General features: G+C 64.0%; 15 protein-coding genes. 12 read left to right on the forward strand and 3 right to left on the reverse strand.

Annotation, left to right across the window (positions count from 1 at the left end; translation table 11 throughout):
* The first annotated feature begins 18 nt into the window (after positions 1-18).
* Together AC1RT2_RS26595 and AC1RT2_RS26600 are read left to right on the forward strand one after the other, a co-directional pair.
* Entirely contained in the window at positions 19-2,169 is a 2,151-nt protein-coding gene (locus AC1RT2_RS26595) for a cellulose synthase (protein ID WP_493106831.1), read from the forward strand.
* Positions 2,170-2,205: 36 nt separating this feature from the next.
* Entirely contained in the window at positions 2,206-2,559 is a 354-nt protein-coding gene (locus tag AC1RT2_RS26600; RefSeq protein WP_493106833.1) for a hypothetical protein, read from the forward strand.
* Here AC1RT2_RS26600 and AC1RT2_RS26605 read toward each other — a convergent pair.
* Positions 2,556-3,215 carry a glutathione S-transferase family protein gene (locus AC1RT2_RS26605; protein WP_069061329.1) on the reverse strand — a complete coding sequence of 220 codons (660 nt, stop codon included), beginning with the start codon at positions 3,213-3,215 and terminating at the stop codon, positions 2,556-2,558. The two genes, AC1RT2_RS26600 and AC1RT2_RS26605, sit on opposite strands and share 4 nt — an antisense overlap.
* A 295-nt stretch (positions 3,216-3,510) precedes the next feature.
* Between AC1RT2_RS26605 and AC1RT2_RS26610 the strand changes: the two genes are divergently transcribed.
* From AC1RT2_RS26610 to AC1RT2_RS26655, 10 genes are all read left to right on the forward strand, one after another.
* Entirely contained in the window at positions 3,511-4,536 is a 1,026-nt protein-coding gene (locus AC1RT2_RS26610) for a sulfate ABC transporter substrate-binding protein (protein WP_493106835.1), read from the forward strand.
* A gap of 5 nt (positions 4,537-4,541) precedes the next feature.
* Positions 4,542-5,405, forward strand: coding sequence for a sulfate ABC transporter permease subunit CysT (gene cysT, locus AC1RT2_RS26615; protein ID WP_069058215.1), 864 nt, complete (start codon positions 4,542-4,544; stop codon positions 5,403-5,405).
* The gene (cysW, locus tag AC1RT2_RS26620; protein WP_069058216.1) at positions 5,395-6,255 is read left to right on the forward strand and encodes a sulfate ABC transporter permease subunit CysW; all 861 of its coding nucleotides are present in this window, start codon (positions 5,395-5,397) and stop codon (positions 6,253-6,255) included. Before cysT ends, cysW begins: the two co-directional genes overlap by 11 nt.
* A gap of 20 nt (positions 6,256-6,275) precedes the next feature.
* Positions 6,276-7,328, forward strand: a complete 1,053-nt coding sequence (locus tag AC1RT2_RS26625) for a sulfate/molybdate ABC transporter ATP-binding protein (RefSeq protein WP_493106838.1) — start codon at positions 6,276-6,278, stop codon at positions 7,326-7,328.
* A 406-nt stretch (positions 7,329-7,734) separates the two neighbouring features.
* Positions 7,735-7,956, forward strand: coding sequence for a hypothetical protein (locus AC1RT2_RS26630; protein ID WP_150129853.1), 222 nt, complete (start codon positions 7,735-7,737; stop codon positions 7,954-7,956).
* A 92-nt stretch (positions 7,957-8,048) separates the two neighbouring features.
* Complete coding sequence (locus AC1RT2_RS26635) at positions 8,049-9,440, forward strand: sigma-54-dependent transcriptional regulator (RefSeq protein ID WP_493106840.1); 1,392 nt, start codon at positions 8,049-8,051, stop codon at positions 9,438-9,440.
* Positions 9,433-11,448 (forward strand): sensor histidine kinase, encoded by a 2,016-nt coding sequence (locus tag AC1RT2_RS26640; protein ID WP_493106842.1) that lies wholly within the window; start codon positions 9,433-9,435, stop codon positions 11,446-11,448. The genes AC1RT2_RS26635 and AC1RT2_RS26640 overlap by 8 nt, the downstream gene beginning before the upstream one ends.
* Before the next feature lie 240 nt (positions 11,449-11,688).
* Positions 11,689-13,338 (forward strand): OFA family MFS transporter, encoded by a 1,650-nt coding sequence (locus AC1RT2_RS26645; protein ID WP_493106844.1) that lies wholly within the window; start codon positions 11,689-11,691, stop codon positions 13,336-13,338.
* 203 nt (positions 13,339-13,541) lie between these two features.
* A complete protein-coding gene (locus AC1RT2_RS26650; RefSeq protein ID WP_493106846.1) occupies positions 13,542-14,825 on the forward strand; it encodes an NAD(P)/FAD-dependent oxidoreductase in 1,284 nt (427 codons plus the stop codon).
* Between the two features lie 68 nt (positions 14,826-14,893).
* Complete coding sequence (locus AC1RT2_RS26655; protein ID WP_493106848.1) at positions 14,894-15,670, forward strand: SDR family oxidoreductase; 777 nt, start codon at positions 14,894-14,896, stop codon at positions 15,668-15,670.
* A gap of 149 nt (positions 15,671-15,819) precedes the next feature.
* Here AC1RT2_RS26655 and AC1RT2_RS26660 read toward each other — a convergent pair whose 3' ends face one another.
* The gene (locus AC1RT2_RS26660; RefSeq protein WP_444796979.1) at positions 15,820-16,074 is read right to left on the reverse strand and encodes a hypothetical protein; all 255 of its coding nucleotides are present in this window, start codon (positions 16,072-16,074) and stop codon (positions 15,820-15,822) included.
* A gap of 57 nt (positions 16,075-16,131) precedes the next feature.
* Entirely contained in the window at positions 16,132-16,989 is an 858-nt protein-coding gene (locus AC1RT2_RS26665; RefSeq protein WP_493106849.1) for a LysR family transcriptional regulator, read from the reverse strand.
* Positions 16,990-17,105: the final 116 nt, after the last annotated feature.

The following is a 17,105-nucleotide window of genomic DNA, read 5'->3' on the forward strand; positions in this document are numbered from 1 at the left end:
TACCGAAGGAAATTCGGGATGAAGTCGATCCTTATGGCGCTCGTCCTCGTCTCCGCCGGCGCGGCCAGCGTCGCAGGCGTGTCCTTCGGCGTGCCTGACGATCTGGTGAAGGGCCTGCCGCGTCTCGGACCGGACACCCACGGCGTCGCCACCGGCGAGGACGATAAGCAACCCCTGTCGGCAAAGCGGCCGCGCGTGGAGCTGGCCCAGGCCGGAGCCGGGCAGGCGCAGACGACACCTGCGGTCGAGACCACGCAGAACAAGCCCGTCGTTGACGAAAGCGCGCTACGCTACTTCGCGGCGCGCGGCGATACGGCCCGGCTCAATGCCGAGATCGCCCGGCTGCGCACGCTCTATCCCACCTGGATACCGCCGGAAAACCCGCTCGCCGTGCCTGTCAACGAGGACAAGCAGCTTGAGGACATGTGGGCGCTGTACAGCCAGTCGCGTTATGCGGACGTGCGCGCGGCCATCGCCAAGCGCCAGCAGGAAGACCCGCAATGGACGCCGCCTGCTGACCTTGTCGACCGCCTCGCCGTGGCGGAAAAGCGTGCCGAGCTGGTGGCGGCCTCCAATGCCGGCCGCAGCGAGGACGTCGTGCGCCTTGGTGCTGAAACGCCAAGCCTGCTGACCTGCTCGGACGCGGATGTGCTGTGGCGCGTGGCCGAGGCTTTCGTGAAGACCGATCGTGTCCAGCGTGCGAAAGACGCCTACGGCTACATGCTGGCCAATTGCACGGATGGGCCGATCCGGCTTGCAAGCGTGCAGAAGGCCTCGACCTTGCTCAATTATGCGGACATGCAGGACCTGCTTGCCCTTGAACGGACCGGCGCTGACGGCGTCAAGGAATTCGACGCCATCCGTGCCGACCTCGCCCGCCGTTTCGTCGGCGACGGGGATGAGGACGCGACACTCACCGTAGCGCCCGCCTATCTGAAAATCGTCGAAAAGCTGGTGGCGGACGAGGGGCTTGCTTCCGACGCGCTTCTGCTCGGCTGGTATCATTTGCGCCGTGATCAGAATGCAGCGGCCGAACCGTTCTTCCGCAAGGCGCGTGCCGTCGAGGACTCCGCTTCGGCCTCGCAGGGCCTGGCGCTGATCCTGCTGGCGCGAAAAATGCCGGCCGAGGCCGAGGACGTGATGTATGCCTGGCGCACCAGCTCCGACCAGGCAATGCAGACCTACCTTGCCGCCACCACCAACCTCCTGGCGCTCGATCCGCCAAAGAAGATCGACGGCAAGGTGCTGAACCGCATCGCGCAGGTCACGCTCGAGGAAAAACATCCGGAGACCGGCGAGCAATTCGGCTGGTATGCACTCGCCATGGACCAGCCGGCCACGGCCGAGGAATGGTTCGCGCTGGTGCTGAAATGGAAGGCGGATTACGAACCGGCCGCCTATGGTCTCGGTGTCGCGCGGCTGCGGCTTGAGGACGAGGCCGGCCTCGCCGCGGTCAAGCAGGCATGGGCCGGGCGGTCGGAGCGCATCGCCCGGCTTGGCGAACGCGACACGACCGATGACACGGCGCCCGTCCTGCGTGAGCGTGAGCCGCGCATTGTCCGCACCCAACGCCACGTTCCCGTGCGGGAAATGGTCGAGGAAGTCTCCGAAAGGCCACAGCGCGCGGCGCGCACGACACGACGGGCCGGCGGCTCGACGGATTGCCGCAGCACGCGTGATCCGCGCGGCCTGGCGCCGGCAAGCGCATTGTCGCTCGGCTGGTGCCTGATGGAGATCAACCGGCCGCTGGAGGCAGCACAGGCCTTCGAGGCGGCATTGTCGGGGGAAGGGCGCACGCGCAGCGATGCCGCCTACGGCCAGAGCCTTGCCTACCTTCGCGCCGGCTTGACCAGCGATGCAGCCGTGGCTGCCACCAGGGCCAAGCTTGATCGCAGCCGCGGCGCCGAATTGCAGCTGGCGATCCTGTCCGACCGCGCGGTCAGCAGCTTCCGGGCCGGCCGTTATCGTGAAGCGCTGGTCTACCTGGATCAGCGGGCACACCTGCGTGCCGAGCCGACAGACCTTATGGTGATGCGCGGCTACGCCTACAAGAATCTCGGCCTGCGCGACGATGCGCTTCGCCTCTTCGAGGCCCTTGGCGAGACCGGCCAGCGGGATGCGGTCCGCGCACTTGCCGAAATGCGCAATGAGCGAGACGGCCGCAAGTAACGGCGATTTGGCCACAATTCCTGCGGAGGATGCCGCATGCGCCTGAAGCCTGTCATCGCCCTCCTGTTCCTGCTCGCTTCACCGCTTGCCGCGGCTGAAGGCAGATACATCGTCTGTGACAACGGCCTTCGGTGCTTCAAGGCGCCATGCCCATCCTCGACCGTATGGGAGCTGGCGACCGGGCAGGCGTTCAAAGGCAGTTACCCCGACATCAGCCGGCTTTCCGAGGCGGACCAGCAGCGCATCCGCGACACGGACGCGCTCTATTTCGGCCGTCTGGTTCTGGCCGGCCGTGTCGAACGTCGCGAGCAAAGCGGGTCGTCGCTCATCGTGACCGGCATCGAGCGCGCGGCAACAAAGGCCGAGCGCCGGCACTGCCCGGCGGGCTAATCCCGGTCGGGAGCCCCCAGCGGAAAGAACGATCGATAGGGCCGGCCCTCGTCCACGGCGCGGGCAAAGGATGGCCGCGCCAGCAGGCGTCTGCGATAGGCGTGCACGTGGGTGAAGGCCGGGTCGATGGCGTGCGTCCAGTCCGCGTAGAACAGGAAAGGGGCGGCGGCGCAGTCGGCGAGGGTGAAGGCATCACCGCAGGCCCAGAGCCGGTTTTCCATATGCCGGTCCAGCCAGGCATAGGCGCGCGCCAGCATTTCGCGTGCCTCGTTGTCGCCATAGGGGTCACGGTCCGTTTCCGGCCGGATCGAGTTGAAGACGATCCGCTGTTGCGGCGTCGAAATGTAGTTGTCGAAGAAGCGGTCGAGCATGCGCACCTCGATTGCCGCCTTCGGGTCGTCCGGAATGAGCTTGACCGGGCCGGGATAATACAGCCCGAGATATTCGATGAGGACGGTTGCCTCCATGAGCGTGCGATCGCCATCGACGAGAATGGGAAAGCGCTTGATCGGCCAGCGCGTCTCGAACTCGGCGAGCGTGTCGGGGTCATTGTGGTCGAGCATGCGATACTCGAATTCGGTGCCGTTTTCATAAAGCGCCGTCAGAACCTTCTGGCAGTAGCTCGAAAATGGGTGGGCATACAGAACGGGCTTCATGGTGATCTCCTCCATCCGGTTGGCCCTTTATCGCAATACCGATTGCATTTTGCAATCGGTTATTTCAGCGGAAACAGCGCCGCCACCGGACGGATTTCGTATTTATGCCGGAACGAATATACTCCGGGGAGCGCGTTTCCCCCCGATATCCGTTCCATGCGGCGGGTGTTTGGCGATGCGCGTTTTGCCGGTTTCGCACCGAAAGAGAACCTGTTTTGCGAACTATCCGGGCATTGTTGACTAACTCTACTAATTCAATAGGGTTTTAGACGGGATAAGCATCCAGGAGGTTGAGATGTCGATTTTGGTAAAACGGGTAGGGGCTTTGCTTCTCGGGGTCGGGCTTGCGCTCGGCAGCGTCACGACAGCGTTCGCGGAAACGACGCTGCTCAACGTGTCGTATGACCCGACGCGCGAACTCTACAAGGACTATAACGAAGCCTTTGCAAAGCACTGGAAGGCCGAGACGGGCGAAGACGTCACGGTGCAGCAGTCGCATGGTGGCTCGGGCAAGCAGGCCCGTGCGGTGATCGACGGCCTTGAGGCCGACGTCGTGACGCTGGCGCTCGAAAGCGATATCAACGCCATCGTCGAAAAGAGCGGCAAGATCGCCAAGGATTGGCGTGGCAAGCTGCCGAACAATTCCTCGCCCTATACCTCGACCATCGTGTTCCTGGTGCGCAAGGGCAACCCCAAGGGCATCCATAACTGGGGCGACCTGGTAAAGGGCGACGTGCAGATCGTCACGCCAAACCCGAAGACCTCTGGTGGTGCGCGCTGGAACTACCTTGCAGCCTGGGCCTGGGCGAACCAGGAATTCGGCGGCGATCAGGACAAGATCAAGGCTTACATCGCCGAGCTCTTCAAGCGGGCGCCGGTTCTCGACACGGGTGCACGCGGTTCGCTGACCACCTTCGCGCAGCGCCAGATCGGCGACGTTCTGCTCGCCTGGGAAAACGAAGCCTATCTCGCCGGTGCCGAATTCGGCGCGGACTCCTTCGACATCGTCGCGCCGCCGATCTCGATCCTGGCGGAACCGCCGGTCGCCGTCGTCGATGGCAATGTCGATGCCAAGGGCACCCGCAAGCAGGCGGAAGCCTATCTCGCCTACCTCTATTCCGAGGAAGGCCAGAACATCGCGGCAAAACACTTTTACCGTCCGTCGAAGCGGGAAGTGGTGAAGCCCGAGTTGCTGCAACAGCTTCCCGACATTAAGCTGGTGACGATCGACGATCCGATCTTCGGCGGCTGGGTGAAGGCACAGCCCGAGCATTTCGGTGACGGCGGCGTCTTCGACCAGATCTACAAGCCGGGGAACTGAGACCTTTGACGACATCTGCTGCTGCTTCGGTGCGGTGGCGACTGAGACAGCCGAGTGTCATTCCGGGTTTCGGACTGACGCTCGGCTTTTCGCTCGCTTATCTGACCCTCATCATCCTTATCCCGCTCGCCGGCCTCGTCTGGCGCTCCGCCTCCCTGTCTGGGGAGGAATTTTTTGCAATCCTTGCCGACGAACGCACGATCAAGGCGCTGGAGATTTCCTTCGGTACGGCCTTCATCGCAGCCCTCGTCAATGTCGTCTTCGGCGTCATCGTCGCCTGGGTCATCGTGCGCTACGAGTTCCCCGGCCGGCGTATCGTTGATGCGGTGGTAGATCTGCCGTTTGCGTTGCCGACGGCGGTTGCCGGTATCGCGCTTGCCGCGCTCTATGCGCCGAACGGCTGGATCGGCCAGCTGCTGAACGTTTTTGGCATCAAGGCGGCCTTCAACCCGACCGGCATCGTCATCGCGCTGGTCTTTATCGGCCTGCCCTTCGTGGTGCGCACGGTGCAGCCGATCATGGAAGAGATCGACCGTGAGGTGGAGGAGGCGGCAGCGACGCTTGGCGCCAACCGTTTCCAGACGGTGCGCCGCGTGCTGCTTCCGGGCCTCGCACCTGCGATCCTGACGGGCTTCGCCCTCGCCTTCGCCCGCGGTGTGGGTGAATACGGCTCCGTCATCTTCATCGCCGGCAACATCCCCTACGTTTCGGAAATCGCGCCGCTCCTCATCGTCATCCGGCTGGAGGAGTTCAACTACGGCGCTGCGACCGCGATTGCGACGATCATGCTGGCGCTGTCCTTCGTCATGCTGCTCGTCATCAATCTCATTCAGGCCTGGAGCCGCAGGAGGTACGGTCATGGCGCATAATCCCCGCCGCCTGCGCTCGCCGACCACCGAGGCACCCTTCGCCCGCTATACGCTGATGGCGATCGCCTTCCTGTTTCTGGCGCTCTTCCTGCTGCTACCGCTCGCCGCCGTCTTCATCGAGGCTTTCCGAAAGGGGAGCGGGGAGTTTTTCACCGCCTTCGGCGATCCCGATACGCTTGCCGCCATTCGGCTGACGCTTCTAGTGGCGGTCATTGCCGTGCCGCTCAATCTCGTCTTCGGCGTGGCGGCGGCCTGGGCCATCGCCAAGTTCGAGTTCAAGGGCAAGGCGTTCCTCACCACGCTCATCGACCTGCCGTTCTCGGTCTCACCGGTCATTTCGGGCCTGGTCTATGTTCTGCTCTTCGGTGCGGGCAGCGTGCTCGGCCCCTGGCTGAAGAGCCACGGCATCGAGATCCTGTTCGCCGTGCCGGGCATCGTGCTGGCCACCATCTTCGTGACCTTTCCCTTCGTTGCGCGCGAACTGATCCCGTTGATGCAGGAACAGGGCACCGGCGACGAGGAGGCGGCGCTGTCGCTTGGCGCCTCCGGCTGGCAGACCTTCTGGTACGTGACGCTGCCCAACATCAAATGGGGGCTGCTGTACGGCGTGCTGCTCTGTAACGCGCGCGCCATGGGCGAGTTCGGGGCGGTCTCGGTGGTCTCCGGCCATATCCGCGGGCTGACCAACACGATGCCGCTGCATGTGGAGATCCTCTACAACGAGTACAATTTCGTCGCCGCCTTCGCGGTGGCGTCGCTGCTCGCCGCGCTGGCCCTCGTGACGCTGGTCGTCAAGACGGCCCTCGAACTTCATTACGGCGCGGAAATCGCTGCCGGCCGCAAGCATTGAATTGAAAGGCAACGCCCTCAATGGACGTCAGTGTTAAAAACATCCGCAAGGAATTCGACCGCTACCCGGCGCTGAACGATGTCTCGCTCGACATTCGTTCGGGCGAACTGATCGCGCTGCTCGGCCCCTCCGGCTCCGGCAAGACGACGCTGCTCCGCCTCATCGCCGGTCTCGAAACGCCGACACGCGGCAGCATCTTCTTCGGCGCGGAGGATGCCTCGCATAGGACCGTGCAGGAGCGTCATGTCGGCTTCGTCTTCCAGCACTATGCGCTGTTTCGCCATATGACGGTTGCCGACAATATCGCGTTCGGCCTGACGGTGCGGCCGCGCGGGCAGCGGCCGCCGAAAACCGAAATCCGGCGTCGCGTCGCGGATCTTCTGGAGATGGTGCAGCTCTCGGGTCTCGAAAGGCGCTACCCGAACCAGCTTTCCGGCGGCCAGCGCCAGCGCGTGGCATTGGCGCGTGCCATGGCGATCGAGCCTAAGGTTCTGCTGCTCGACGAACCCTTTGGTGCACTCGATGCCAAGGTCCGGAAGGAACTGCGCCGCTGGCTGCGCGAATTCCACGACCGCACCGGTCATACGACGGTTTTCGTCACGCATGACCAGGAAGAAGCCCTCGAACTTGCCGACCGCGTCGTCGTCATGAGCCAGGGCAAGATCGAGCAGGTCGGCTCCTCCGACGATGTCTATGACCGGCCGAACTCGCCCTTCGTTTTCTCCTTCATCGGCGACAGCGCCCATGTTCCGGTCAACGTGGCGGACAACACGGTCCGCTTCCAGGACGAGCCCATCGGCATTGCCCCGCGCCCCAACGACATTGCGTCGGGAACTGGCACGCTGTTCTTCCGCCCGCAGGACGTGACGCTCGTCAGCGATCCGGCAGCACTCGCTCTGGAGGGCCGCGTCGCGACCTCCCGGCGCCTTGCCGGAACGCGTATTGCCGACCTTGACATTGGCAAGCCCGGCGAGCCGCATCATGTCGAGATCGAAGTGCCGCTCGACGCCCTGGCTTCGACCGGAACGACGATCCGTTTCCGGCCAACCCGGTGGAAGCTGTTTGCCGAGTAAGTCGCTGAGGGCCGGCAACTAGCCGGCCCAAAGCCACAGCACCTGCCGCAGGCTGTCGCCGTGCGGCCCGGCGGATCACGCCGGACGACTGCCTTGCCAGGTGCGGCAGTCTCCCTTTCCGACCTTCCTTGATGCTTACGCGGCCGATGCCAGCAGGTTTGTCCTGTCATCGGCCATGCCTCGGCATGTTGCCGCATTTCACACAGGCGTCACGGTCTTTGCCACAAGTTGGTCCAGAGGCGGTGCGCAGCCTGCTCCGTTTCGGGGCATGCTCATTTTCCAGCATTGCGGCGTGCAGGTGAGTATCTTCGTCACCCCATTTTTTTCCATTAGCATGTGAGAAAAGTGTGGCTTTTTGCATTCTTCTGTGGTTTTCTGTGGTTATAATCAAGAAGGAATGGGGAATATGGGTCGCAAACCGGAAGACTATGCGCAGCTACTTGCCAGTGCGCTTTGCAAGATTCATGCAGCGGAATGCCGTGATGTATCGCCGCTCATGTCGGATGACAGTGTTCGCATCATCAGCCAGACCATTGCCGTGGCGATGGAAGATGCGCGGAAAATTCAGATCGAACAGGAACTTGCGGCGATACGTGAACGCCGCGAGCGCATTCATCTGCACTCCTGAAACCTCCTCCAGTCTCGCCGCCGCGAGTGCCTTGTGCTCGTGGCGGCACCTTTTTATGGTAGATGCCCGAAGCGCTACCTGGGAGGAAGCTGGTGCCGACTGAAGCCGTGCGCGCTCTGCGCGATACGTCCGCCGATCCGGAGTTCGGACCATGGCTGGCACAAGCCTCGATTCTCGTCGTCGATGACGAACCGGGCATGCGCAACTTTCTCATGCGCACGCTCGGGCCACGCTGCAAACGTTTGGAACTCGCGGCCGATACGGACGAGGCCACGCGCAAGCTCGACCAGCATCATTTCGACGTGGTGATCCTCGACAACATCATGCCGCGCAAGAACGGCGTGGAGTGGCTTGCCGAACAGCGCGCCATCGGCTTCTTCGCCGATGCCATCCTGATGACCGCCTATGCCGATCTCGAAACCGCCATCCAGGCGCTCCGGGCGGGCGCGGTCGATTTCGTCCTGAAACCGTTCCGCTCCAACCAGTTGCTCAATGCCGTGGCGCGCTGTCTCGACCGTATTCGGCTGCAGCGCGAAAACTACGTGCTGCGCTACGAATTGAAGGCGACCTCCGACCATATCCTGCTGCGCGACCGGCTGATCGGCGAATCCGCCGCCATTGCCCGCGTGCGTGATACCATTGCCCGTGTGGCACCATTGCCGACCTCGGTCCTCCTTACCGGCCAGTCGGGCACGGGCAAGGAAGTGGCGGCGCGCTCGCTGCACACATTGTCCGACCGGGCGGCAAAACCCTTCGTACCGGTCAATTGCGGGGCGATCCCGGCGGACATGATCGAAAGCGAGTTGTTCGGCCACCTGAAGGGCGCCTTTACCGGCGCTGAGCGGGCGCGCGAGGGTCTGTTCCAGCATGCGCAGGGCGGCACGCTGTTCCTCGACGAGATCAGCGAAATGCCGCCGGCCACGCAGAGCAAGCTGCTGCGCGTGCTGGAGGATCGCAAGGTGCGGCCGGTCGGTTCGGAGCGCGAGGTGCCGGTCGATCTGCGCTTCATCTTCGCGACCAATGCGGAGCTGGAGAAGGAGGTGCAGGCCGGGCGTTTCCGCGCCGATCTGTTCTTCCGCATCAACGTCATGCAGATTCACCTGCCGCCGCTCAAGGAGCGGGAGGGCGACTCGGTGGAACTGGCGACGCTCTTCATGAAGAAGCTGTCGGCCCAGCTTGCCATGCCGGCCGTGCCGATCGATGCGGCGGCGCGCCGGGCGCTTTCCACTTATGATTGGCCGGGCAATGTGCGCGAGCTGCGCAACCTCATCGAGCGCACGCTGATCCTCGGCCGCTTCCCGGAGGGCTTTGGGCCGGGTGTCTCTGCTCCTGCGAGCGCGGAGGCTGGTTCGCTGGCGGATGTCGAGCGACGCCATATCCTTGCCGTGCTCGCCGCCTGTACCGGCCAGCGCGACGAGGCGGCGCGCCAGCTCGGCATTTCCCGCAAGACGATCGATCGCAAGCTGGCCGCCTGGGATGGCTGACAGCAAGCCAAGCGGCACCATCCGGCCGGCGCGCTCGGTGCGCTACCGGTTGCTCGCGATCGCGCTTCTTCCCATGCTGGTGATCCTGCCGCTGCTGCTCGGCGTCACGGTCTATCGCTGGAATGAAAAATTCGACGCGACGCTGATTTCCAAGGTCAATGGCGACCTGACGATCGCGCACCAGTACCTTGCCCATATCCTCGACAATACAGGCGAGCACATCACCGCGCTTGGCGCCTCGGCGCGCTTTCGCGATGTCGCGACTGATGGCGTCGCGCTGAAGACGCTTCTCGAAGAGTCGCGGGCGCGGCTGGAGCTGGATTTCCTCTATGTGATGGCGCCCGATGGTCGGCTCGTTGCGTCCGTCACGGAGGAGACCGCTGGCGCGCTCCGCACGGACTGGCCGGTGATCCGCGATGCACTCGCCGGCAAGCCAGCGACGGGCATCGACATCTTCGACAATGCCGACCTCGAAACGCTGTCTCCCGATCTCGCCGCCCGCGCGAAACTGCCGCTCGTGCAGACGCCCAATGCGGTGCCGACAGAGCGCACGGAGGAGGGGCGTGGCATGGTCGTACAGAGCGCCAGCCCCATCACGCTCGGTGATGGTGGCAATGCCGTGCTTGTCGGCGGTATCCTGCTCAACCAGAACCTCGTCTTCATCGATACGATCAACGACCTTGTCTATCGCGAGGCGAGCCTGCCGGAGGGCAGCCAGGGCACGGCGACGCTGTTCCTCGACGACGTGCGCATCAGCACCAATGTGCGCCTGTTCGAGGGGCGCCGCGCGCTCGGCACGCGCGTGTCCGCTGCCGTGCGTTCGGCCGTGCTGGGCGAGGGGCGCACCTGGCTCGACAGCGCCTTCGTCGTCAACGACTGGTACATTTCCGCCTACGAGCCCATCACCGACAGCCACGGCAAGCGTGTCGGCATGCTCTATGTCGGCTTTCTGGAGGCACCGTTCACGGCCGCGAAGTACCAGACGGTGCTGACCATCGTCGCCGCCTTCTTCGCGATTACGGCCGCCAGCGTGCCGATCTTCCTGCGCTGGGCACGCGGCATCTTCGAGCCGCTGGAGCGCGTCGATGCCACCATCGCGCGGGTCGAGAGCGGTGATCTCGGCGCGCGCACCGGGCCTGTCAACAGCCAGGACGAGATCGGCCGCGTCGCCGTGCATCTCGATGACCTCTTGAACCAGCTCGAACAGAACGACCAGGAACTGCGCCGCTGGAACGAGGAGTTGAACGCCCGCGTTGACGAGCGCACGCGCGAACTCCAGCTCGCCAACCGCCAGCTCGAAGCCACCACCAAACAGCTCATTCTCTCGGAAAAGCTCGCGGCCATCGGCGAGATCACTGCCGGCGTGGCGCACGAGATCAACAATCCGATCGCCGTCATGCAGGGCAATCTGGAGGTCATCCGCTCCGTGGTGGGCGACCGTGCGGAACTGGCGAAGGTGGAGTTCCAGCTTCTCGACGAGCAGATCCAGCGCATCAGCCAGATCGTCACGAAGCTCCTGCAATTTGCCAAGCCCGAGGAATTCGCCGGCTTCGTCGACCGCCACGCGCCGGGCATGGCGGTTGCGGATTGCCTGCCGCTCGTCCAGCATCTGCTGACACGGGCGGCGATCGAAGTCCGATTGGAAAACACGACCGGACGGCTGGTGCTAATGAACCGCACCGAACTTCAGCAGGTGGTCGTCAATCTTGTCGTCAACGCTATCCACGCCATGCCGGACGGCGGTCGTCTGACCATCGTGACCCGCGACCAGGACCGCGATGAGAGGCCGGGTATCGAGCTTGTCATCAGCGATACGGGTGTCGGCATGGATCCGGACCTGGCAGCGAAAATCTTCGATCCGTTCTTCACGACGAAGCGGCAGGAGGGCACCGGTCTTGGCCTTTCCATCAGCCAGACGCTGGTGACGCGGCAGGGCGGCGCCATCTCGGTGGCAAGCCGGCCGGGCGAAGGCGCGACATTTACGGTCTGGTTGCCCGAGGCCGACTGACCGGACAGTTTGTCCGTTGTAGCCGGACAAACTGTCCATTTTGATTCCGAAAATTTATTCAACTCACTGATTTCGAAGAGAAACCGCTTTGGCACGGGCCTTGCTAAGGTTCGGGCGGGAGGTTCGGCGGCTGGCGTCTTGCATGGAGGATGCAGGTATTCGGGTGCCGAAGGAGCGGTTTTCGCCGGCTCCCCATCACGAAAATCTTCGCACCGAGGGGTGCGTCGCGGAGGAGACCCAATGACTGCATCGACCGAGACCTATGCCGGGACATATTCCGGCGGCATCCTCGACCGGGAGCGCATCATCGCGAAACCCGGCTTCAACCGCTGGCTCGTACCGCCGGCAGCGCTCGCCATCCATCTCTGTATCGGCATGGCCTATGGCTTCAGCGTGTTCTGGCTGCCGCTGTCCAAGGCCATTCCGGCGGCCGATCCAACCTGTGCCGACCTCAATCTTCTGTCCGCGCTGTTCACGACGAGCTGCAACTGGCGCGTCGCCGATCTCGGCTGGATCTACACGCTGTTCTTCGTGCTGCTCGGCTGCTCCGCCGCCATCTGGGGCGGCTGGCTGGAACGCGTCGGCCCGCGCAAGGCGGGCTTCGTCTCGGCCTGTTGCTGGTGCGGCGGCATCGTCGTCGCAGCGCTCGGCGTCATGAGCCATCAATTGTGGTTGATGTGGCTTGGTGCCGGCGTCATCGGCGGCGTAGGCCTCGGCCTCGGTTACATTTCCCCGGTTTCCACGCTGATCAAGTGGTTTCCGGACCGGCGCGGCATGGCGACCGGCATGGCGATCATGGGTTTTGGCGGCGGTGCGATGATCGGTGCGCCTCTTGCGAACCTGTTGATGAACGCCTTCAAGACCGACATCAGCCCCGGCGTGTGGCAGACCTTCCTCGTCATGGCGGCGATCTATTTCTGCTTCATGATGGGTGGTGCTTTCGGCTACCGCATTCCACCGGCCGGCTGGCGTCCGGAAGGCTGGACGCCGCCAGCGTCCAAGTCGACCATGATCACCACCAAGCACGTTCACCTGCGCGACGCACACAAGACGCAGCAGTTCTGGCTGATCTGGCTGGTTCTGTGCCTGAACGTTTCGGCCGGTATCGGCGTGATCGGCATGGCCTCGCCGATGCTGCAGGAAATTTTTGGCGGTCGCCTGATCGGCCAGCCGGACCTGACCTTCAGCCAGCTCGGTACGGACCAGAAAGCGGCCATCGCCGCAATCGCCGCCGGCTTCACAGGCCTCCTGTCGCTGTTCAACATCGGCGGGCGGTTCTTCTGGGCGTCGCTCTCCGACAAGATCGGTCGCAAGAACACCTACTATACGTTCTTCGTTCTCGGCATCGCGCTCTATGCGCTTGCCCCGACGCTGGCGGACATGGGCAACAAGGCGCTCTTCGTGCTCGCCTTCGGCATCATCCTGTCGATGTATGGCGGGGGCTTTGCCACCATCCCGGCCTATCTTGCCGACATTTTCGGCACGCAGTTCGTCGGCGCCATCCATGGTCGCCTGCTGACGGCCTGGGCGACGGCCGGCATCGTCGGTCCCGTCGTGGTGAACTACATTCGCGAAGCACAGATCGCTGCCGGCGTCGAGCCGGGGCCATCGCTCTATACCGGCACGATGTACATCCTCGCCGGCATGCTGGCGCTGGGTCTCGTCGCCAATGCGCTGGTGCGGCCGCTTGCCGACAAATGGTTCATGTCGGACGCGGAAGTCGCCTCGTTGCAGGCCAAGACCGCGGCCGCGAATGCTGGCCCCACTGGGTCCTTCGGCATCGGCACCGGCGGGCTGGATGCCAAGGCGGCGATTGCCTGGACCGTCGTCGGTATCCCGCTCCTGTGGGGTATCTGGGTAACGCTGAAGAACACGGCCGCCCTGTTCTAGGTCTACCGCGGGATGCGCAGGGTGAAGCCCTGCGCGATCCTCCCAAGCGCGTCCATGCCGGCTTTCGTCGGCATGGACGTTTCTTTTTGCGCATGCGAACGGCGTCCGGCTTTTTGGTGGCACCGCAGCGCAAGAACGGCTAACGTCCGGCACCGGAAGGGCGCGCGCCTGACGCGTCGCCCCAGAAGGCGACGGAGCATCGGATGACGCCAAACGACGACCACCACCATATCGTTATCGTCGGGGCGGGCTTCGGAGGGCTTGAAGCAGCGCGCCATCTGGCCAAGGGCTCAGTGCGCATTACGGTCATCGACAGGCGCAACCACCATCTGTTCCAGCCCCTGCTTTACCAGGTCGCGACGGCCTCGTTGGCCACCTCCGAAATCGCCTGGCCGATCCGCTCGCTGCTGAGTCGCTTTCAGAACGTCGCCACGCTGCTTGCCACGGTCACCGGCGTGAACACGCAGGCAAAAACCGTGTCGCTGGATGACGAGCGTGCAATTGCCTACGACACGCTGATCATCGCTACCGGCGCGCGCCACGCCTATTTCGGCAATGACGCCTGGGAACCCTACGCGCCCGGTCTGAAGACGCTGGAGGACGCGACGACGATCCGCCGGCGCATCCTCGCCGCCTTCGAGCAGGCCGAATGGGAGCCGGACGCGGCCGAGCGCCGCCGCCTGCTGACCTTTGCCATCATCGGCGCCGGTCCGACCGGCGTCGAGCTTGCCGGCACGATCGCGGAGCTCGCCCACGAGACATTGCGCCGCGACTTCCGCAACATCGATACGCGGGAGGCGCGTGTGGTGCTGGTCGAGGCCGGCCCACGCATCCTGGCGGGTTTCACTCAAGACCTGTCGGCCTATGCGGAAGGGGCGTTGAAGCGGCTCGGCGTCGAGGTTCGCACCGGCAAGGCTGTCTCGCAATGCAGCGAGCAAGGCATCGAACTCGGCGACGAGCTGCTGCCGGCCGCGACGATCCTCTGGGCGGCCGGTGTGGCGGCGTCGCCCGCGGCCGAATGGTTGGGCGCACCGGCGGACAGGGCAGGGCGCGTTCTGGTCGCGCCGGATCTTACGGCACCCGGCCATCCGGATATCTTTGTGGTCGGCGACACCGCCCATGTGCCGACGAGCGACGGCAAGATCGTGCCGGGTGTCGCGCCGGCGGCCAAGCAGGAGGGGCGCTATGTGGCCGATACGATCGCGGCCCGTCTTGCCGGTAAACCGGCGCCGAAACCGTTCGCCTACCGCAGCGACGGCAATCTCGCGACCATCGGCAAGCGTGCTGCCATCGTCGATCTCGGCTGGATCAAGCTGAAGGGGCGACTGGCCTGGTGGACCTGGGGCATCGCGCATGTCTACTTCCTGATCGGCCTTCGCAATCGCCTCGCCGTCGCCATGAGCTGGCTCTGGATCTACCTGACCGGCCAGCGCAGCGCCCGGTTGATCACCCAGGCCGATGTGGCCAAACGCCGGGCCGAGGGCTGAGAGCCGCTTGCCTCCCAATGGATTTTCGTCGAAACCATCTGGCATCGGAAACAGGAGGATGACCCGGAATGACTGAATGGGGCAGGACCGGCAGGGACAGGATTGCGCTCGTGACGGGCGGCGGCACGGGCATCGGCCTGGCCATCGCGCGGGGTTTGAGCGCGGAGGGTTATGCGGTCGCCATCACCGGCCGGCGGGCCGCGGTGCTGGAAAAGGCGGCGGCAGAGATTTCCAGCGAGACCGGCAATCCGGTCAAGGCGATTGCCTGCGATGTCGGTGACCCGGCCCAGGTGGCGGCGGCCTTCGAGCAGGTGAAGCACGATTTCGGCCGGCTTGACGTGCTGGTCAACAATGCCGGCTCCAATGTTTCGCCGGCGCTCCTGGAAGACATTCCCTTCGAGGAGTGGACAAGCATTCTCGGCGCGAACCTGACCGGCGCCTTCCTCTGCACCCAGCAGGCCTTCAAGATCATGAAGGACCAAAACCCGCGCGGCGGTCGCATCATCAACAACGGCTCGATTTCCGCCAGCGCGCCGCGGCCAAACTCCGCGCCTTATACGGCGACGAAACACGCCATCACCGGTCTCACCAAGTCCACGGCGCTCGACGGGCGCAAATATGACATCGCCTGCGGCCAGATCGATATCGGCAATGCGGCGACGGACATGACGGCGCGGATGAGTGGCGGGGTACTTCAGGCGAACGGCGAAATCGCCAGCGAGCCGACCATGTCGGTCAAGCACGTGGCCGATGCGGTGATCTACATGGCAAGCCTGCCGCTCGATGCCAATGTGCTGACCATGACGGTAATGGCGACGACGATGCCGTTTGTCGGGCGGGGGTAGGGTCGATTACCCCCTAATCCGGCCCTCCCGTGCCACCTTCTCCCCGCTGGGGGAAGGGAAACGAGATGTTTGCGATCTTCCCCTTCTCCCCAGCGGGGAGAAGGTGCCGGCAGGCGGATGAGGGGGAAGCCTCTCTCCAAAGCTCTGGATTACCGCCGCGGCTCGCCGCCTTCGGCATAGACCGTCTTCTGCTGGAACTTGAAGACATGGCCGCACCGGCAGCGGATCATGTGTTTTTCGGGATATTTCGACGGGCGCTCGGTGAGGAAGCCGCGGGGCAGCGCATCGACCGTGAAATCCGGGTTCTTCCGGGTCGGCATGTCGTCCTCGGAGACTTCGGCATAGCCGGAGTTGCCGCACATGGCGCATTCGAGTTTGCGCGAGTAGCGGTCGCGGGCGGCCATGGGTGATTCCTTCATGAGATTCGGGTCCGCCGTTAATAGGCATGGCGCCGGGTGGTTTCAATGGCTCGGGGTGCCAAGCAGCGCCTGAAGGATCGCGATGATGCGCCGGTGCTGGTGTGCGTGGCGGGTGCGCACGTTGACGGCGGCGTAGACGGCCTGCGCAATCGGCTCGGCGCCGGCGACCAGGCTCGCCGCGCCGGTGCGTATCAGGCGCTGCGCATCCGCGGCCATGACGAAGGCCGAGCCACCGAGTTCTTGCATCAGCGCCAGGATGGCCGTCGTTTCGCCGCTGGCGATCGGCGCGGTGGAAAGGTCCGGATAGGCCTGCCGGTGCAGCCGGTCGAAGGCAGGAGAATAGACCGCCTGGATATAGTCCTCCGGCCTCACGTCCTCGATCCGCGTCGCCCTGTTGCTGACCATCTCGTAATGCACGTCGCCGATGCGCTCATAGTGCAGGTCCGGCAGGTAATGCGGGGTGAACAGGATGGCGAGGTCGAGGTCGCCGGCGCCGAGGTCGCGGTTCATCTGGTTGGAATAGTCGACCTCCAGATAGATCGAGGTGCCCGGCAGTTCCTTGCGCACCGCGGACAACCAGTCGCCGGCAAAATGGGCCGCGAGATCGTGTTGCAGGCCGATGCGCATGGAGCGTTCGTAGGCGCCTGCCGTCTCTACCGCACGCGTCGCCTCATGCCATTGATGTTGCAGGGCTTTGGCATGGTCGAGGAATCGCAGGCCGGCGGCCGTCGGCTGCGTGCCGCCCTTGTTGCGGGCGAAGAGTTTTCGCGCGAACTGTGCCTCCAATGCGTTGATGCGGTGGGTGACCGTTGATTGCGTGATGTTCAGCCGCTCTGCCGTGCGGTTGAAGTTCTTCGTTTCCATCAGGTCGAGGAATGTCTCAATCAGGATGATTTGCATGGAGGCGCCGTATTTCGTGAATGTTTGGCGCCAGTGTAATCGGCATCGTCGATTAATAAAGCGATTTCCGCGGCTTGCTGCGCGGCGTTTTGGTTGCCACAAATCCCTTCCAAATA

The sequence above is a fragment of the Shinella sp. GW821-FHT11G07 genome, assembly GCF_058808115.1.